Annotated in this window: 4 protein-coding genes and 1 pseudogene; all 5 read left to right on the top strand. The window is 60.4% G+C overall.

Features of this window, described 5'->3' with window-relative positions; genetic code table 11:
* Positions 1-512: pseudogene (locus ACIGDJ_RS28060) on the top strand (cbb3-type cytochrome c oxidase subunit I); the annotation flags it as partial.
* A gap of 10 nt (positions 513-522) precedes the next feature.
* Positions 523-1,131: a cytochrome-c oxidase, cbb3-type subunit II gene (gene ccoO / locus ACIGDJ_RS28055; protein WP_090282591.1), complete on the top strand. Its 609-nt coding sequence runs from the start codon at positions 523-525 to the stop codon at positions 1,129-1,131.
* Positions 1,132-1,134: 3 nt separating this feature from the next.
* Positions 1,135-1,332: a cbb3-type cytochrome c oxidase subunit 3 gene (locus ACIGDJ_RS28050; RefSeq protein ID WP_101157385.1), complete on the top strand. Its 198-nt coding sequence runs from the start codon at positions 1,135-1,137 to the stop codon at positions 1,330-1,332.
* Positions 1,329-2,282 (top strand): cytochrome-c oxidase, cbb3-type subunit III, encoded by a 954-nt coding sequence (gene ccoP, locus ACIGDJ_RS28045; RefSeq protein ID WP_397480273.1) that lies wholly within the window; start codon positions 1,329-1,331, stop codon positions 2,280-2,282. The genes ACIGDJ_RS28050 and ccoP overlap by 4 nt, the downstream gene beginning before the upstream one ends.
* A 481-nt stretch (positions 2,283-2,763) precedes the next feature.
* A partial coding sequence (locus ACIGDJ_RS28040) for a cbb3-type cytochrome c oxidase subunit I (protein ID WP_397504708.1) occupies positions 2,764-3,751 on the top strand: 988 nt, incomplete at its 3' end.

Genomic DNA, 3,751 nt, shown 5'->3' with positions numbered 1-3,751 from the left:
CGATCCTGCGCTTCCTCGTGGTGTCGCTGGCGTTCTACGGCATGTCGACCTTCGTAGGGCCGATGATGGCGTTCTAGACTGTCAACGCCCTCTCCCACTACACCGACTGGACCATCGGCCACGTTCACGCCGGCGCGCTCGGCTGGGTGGCGATGATTTCCATCGGCGCGCTGTACCACATGATCCCGAAAATCTTCGGCAAAGCGCAGATGCACAGCATCGGTTTGATCAACGCGCATTTCTGGCTCGCGACCATCGGCACCGTGCTGTACATCGCTTCGATGTGGGTCAACGGCATCGCCCAGGGCCTGATGTGGCGCGCGGTCAACGAGGACGGCACGCTGACCTACTCCTTCGTCGAAACCCTGGTGGCCAGCCATCCGGGCTTTGTTGTGCGCCTGATCGGCGGAGCGATTTTCCTGAGCGGCATGTTGCTGATGGCTTACAACACCTGGCGCACCGTGCGGGCCTCGCAGCCTGCCGACGTCGTCGCTGCCGCGCAGATGGCCTGAGGAGTTCGCCATGAAACACGAAACGATTGAAAAGAACGTCGGCCTGTTGATGCTGTTGATGGTGTTCGCCGTGAGCATCGGCGGCCTGACCCAGATCGTCCCGCTGTTCTTCCAGGACGTCACCAACAAACCGGTGGAAGGCATGAAGCCCTACACCGCGCTGCAACTGGAAGGACGCGACATCTATATCCGCGAAGGCTGCGTCGGTTGCCACTCGCAGATGATCCGCCCCTTCCGCGCCGAAACCGAACGCTATGGGCACTACTCGGTAGCCGGCGAAAGCGTCTGGGATCATCCATTCCTGTGGGGCTCGAAACGTACTGGGCCAGACCTCGCCCGGGTCGGCGCGCGCTACTCGGATGACTGGCATCGCGCGCACTTGTACAACCCGCGCAACGTCGTGCCGGAATCGAAGATGCCGGCCTATCCGTGGCTGGTCACGCAAGCGGTCGACAGCAGCCATACCGAAACCAAGCTGAAAACCATGCGCACCCTCGGCGTGCCGTACACCGACGACGACATCAGCGGCGCGGTCGCCAGCCTCAAGGGCAAGACCGAAATGGACGCCCTCGTCGCCTACCTGCAAGTGCTTGGCACTGCGATCAAGAGCAAGAGGTGAGCCATGGTCATTGAAATGAGTGCAGGCCTGATCCGCGGCCTCGGCACGGTCGTGGTGTTCGTCGCGTTCGTCGGCCTGACCTTGTGGGTGTTCAACCGCAAGCGCACCCCGGAGTTCGCCGAAGCACGTCTGCTGCCGTTCGCCGACGAACCACTACCCGACACAAACCCCGCCTCTGAAACAAGGAGTACCCGGCCATGACCACCTTCTGGAGTACGTGGATCTGCGTACTGACCATTGGCAGCCTGATCGGCCTGACCTGGCTGCTGATCGGCACCCGCCGGGGCGAGACCAAGGGCAGCGTCGACCAGACCATGGGCCACAGCTTCGATGGCATCGAGGAATACGACAACCCGCTGCCGCAGTGGTGGTTCATGCTGTTCGCCGGCACGCTGGTGTTCTCGGTGGGCTATCTGATTCTGTATCCGGGCCTGGGCAACTGGAAAGGGATCCTGCCCGGCTACGAGGATGGCTGGACCGGCGTGCACGAGTGGGAAAAGGAAATGAACAAGGCTGACGCCCGTTTCGGTCCGATTTTCGCCAAGTTTGCCGCCATGCCGCTGGAAGAAGTGGCCAAGGATCCACAGGCGTTGAAAATGGGCGGCCGTCTGTTCGCGTCCAATTGCTCGGTGTGCCACGGCTCGGATGCCAAGGGCGCATTCGGCTTCCCTAACCTCGCCGACAGCGACTGGCGCTGGGGCGGTGAGGCCGAGACGATCAAGACCACCATCATGGGCGGGCGAATGGCGGCGATGCCGGCGTGGGGCGAAGTACTCGGTGAGGCCGGGGTGAAAAACGTTGCAGCCTACGTGCGTCACGAGCTGGCCGGCCTGCCCCTGCCTGCCGACAGCAAAGCGGATCTGCAAGCCGGGCAGCAAGCGTTCAGCACCACGTGTGTGGCTTGCCACGGTGCCACGGGCCAAGGCACCCCGGCCATGGGCGCGCCAAACCTGACCCACCCGGCCGGCTTCATTTATGGCACCAGTCTGACCCAACTGGAGCAGACAATACGCCATGGACGCCAAGGACATATGCCAGCGCAGAACGAGCTGCTGGGCAATGACAAAGTGCAGCTGCTTGCCGCTTATGTCTACAGCCTCAGCCATGGATTGAATACAGAAAAACTCGTAACTGAAGACATAACGAAGTAGATAATGAACACACAACTGCCGTGACTTTTTTGTCGCGGCAGTTTCCCGCCCCCTTGCGACGCATTGTCGCACCCCTTGCAACCTCTCCTTTCGGAACCCCGGATTCGGGTCTACGCTTCATCGAAGCGGATCGGCTGAAGTCGGTTTTCAGATCAATCCCGAACGATGCGCGCCATGAACCGGTTAATGGATTCGCCGCAAAGGCAGGCAGTTAACGGCTGTTGCGCCGATTGCCCTTAACCCCCCGATCACGACCTGTGTACAGGCACCGGTGACGGCGATCCGGACCCCGCGCTTTTTTCGTTCACTGCGACACTTTTTCACAGGCCATTTTTGACCCTACGCGGCACATGGAAAGGCCGCAGAATCAGCGTTGGAAAGCATTGACCCAGGTCATGGCGCGTTGCAATGACCCCCTGCTTTATACATACTTGCGGCCGATTTTATCCCTATAAAAATACCCAAACCGTGGAACCTTAGAATGAGCACAGCAATCAGTCCGACTGCTTATAACTATAAGGTAGTCCGCCAGTTCGCCATCATGACGGTGGTCTGGGGGATCCTTGGCATGGGGCTCGGTGTCTTCATCGCCTCGCAACTGGTCTGGCCGGAACTGAACTTCGGTCTACCGTGGACGAGCTTTGGACGCTTGCGCCCGTTGCACACAAACCTGGTGATTTTCGCCTTCGGCGGTTGTGCACTGTTCGCCACTTCCTACTATGTCGTGCAGCGAACCTGCCAGACGCGACTGATTTCCGACAGCCTCGCGGCCTTCACCTTCTGGGGCTGGCAAGCGGTGATCGTCGGCGCCATCATCACCTTGCCGCTGGGTTACACCACCACCAAGGAATACGCGGAGCTGGAGTGGCCGATCGCGATTCTGCTGGCGATTGTCTGGGTCACCTACGGTCTGGTGTTCTTCGGCACCATCACCAAACGCAAAACCAAGCACATCTATGTCGGTAACTGGTTCTACGGCGCGTTCATTGTCGTGACCGCGATGCTGCACATCGTCAACCACATGTCGCTGCCGGTCAGCCTGTTCAAGTCGTACTCGGCCTACTCCGGCGCCACTGACGCGATGATCCAGTGGTGGTACGGCCACAATGCCGTGGGCTTCTTCCTGACCACCGGTTTCCTCGGGATGATGTACTACTTCGTGCCGAAGCAGGCCGAACGCCCGATCTATTCCTATCGTCTGTCGATCGTGCACTTCTGGGCGCTGATCACCCTGTACATCTGGGCCGGCCCGCACCACCTGCACTACACCGCCCTGCCGGACTGGGCGCAGTCGCTGGGCATGGCGATGTCGATCATCCTCCTGGCGCCAAGCTGGGGCGGCATGATCAACGGCATGATGACCCTCTCGGGCGCCTGGCATAAGTTGCGCACCGACCCGATCCTGCGTTTCCTCGTGGTATCGCTGGCGTTCTACGGCATGTCGACCTTCGAAGGGCCGATGATGGCGA

The organism is Pseudomonas sp. NPDC079367 (assembly GCF_044542195.1).
In the GTDB taxonomy this organism is placed as follows: Bacteria; Pseudomonadota; Gammaproteobacteria; order Pseudomonadales; family Pseudomonadaceae; genus Aquipseudomonas.
This window is presented reverse-complemented; position numbering and strand designations above follow the sequence as displayed.

Excerpts from the sequence above, each read along its gene's own strand:
- ACIGDJ_RS28050 (WP_101157385.1), top strand. The coding sequence starts at position 1,135 with ATGGTCATTGAAATGAGTGCAGGCCTGATCCGCGGCCTCGGCACGGTC.
- ccoO (WP_090282591.1), top strand. The coding sequence starts at position 523 with ATGAAACACGAAACGATTGAAAAGAACGTCGGCCTGTTGATGCTGTTG.
- ccoP (WP_397480273.1), top strand. The coding sequence starts at position 1,329 with ATGACCACCTTCTGGAGTACGTGGATCTGCGTACTGACCATTGGCAGC.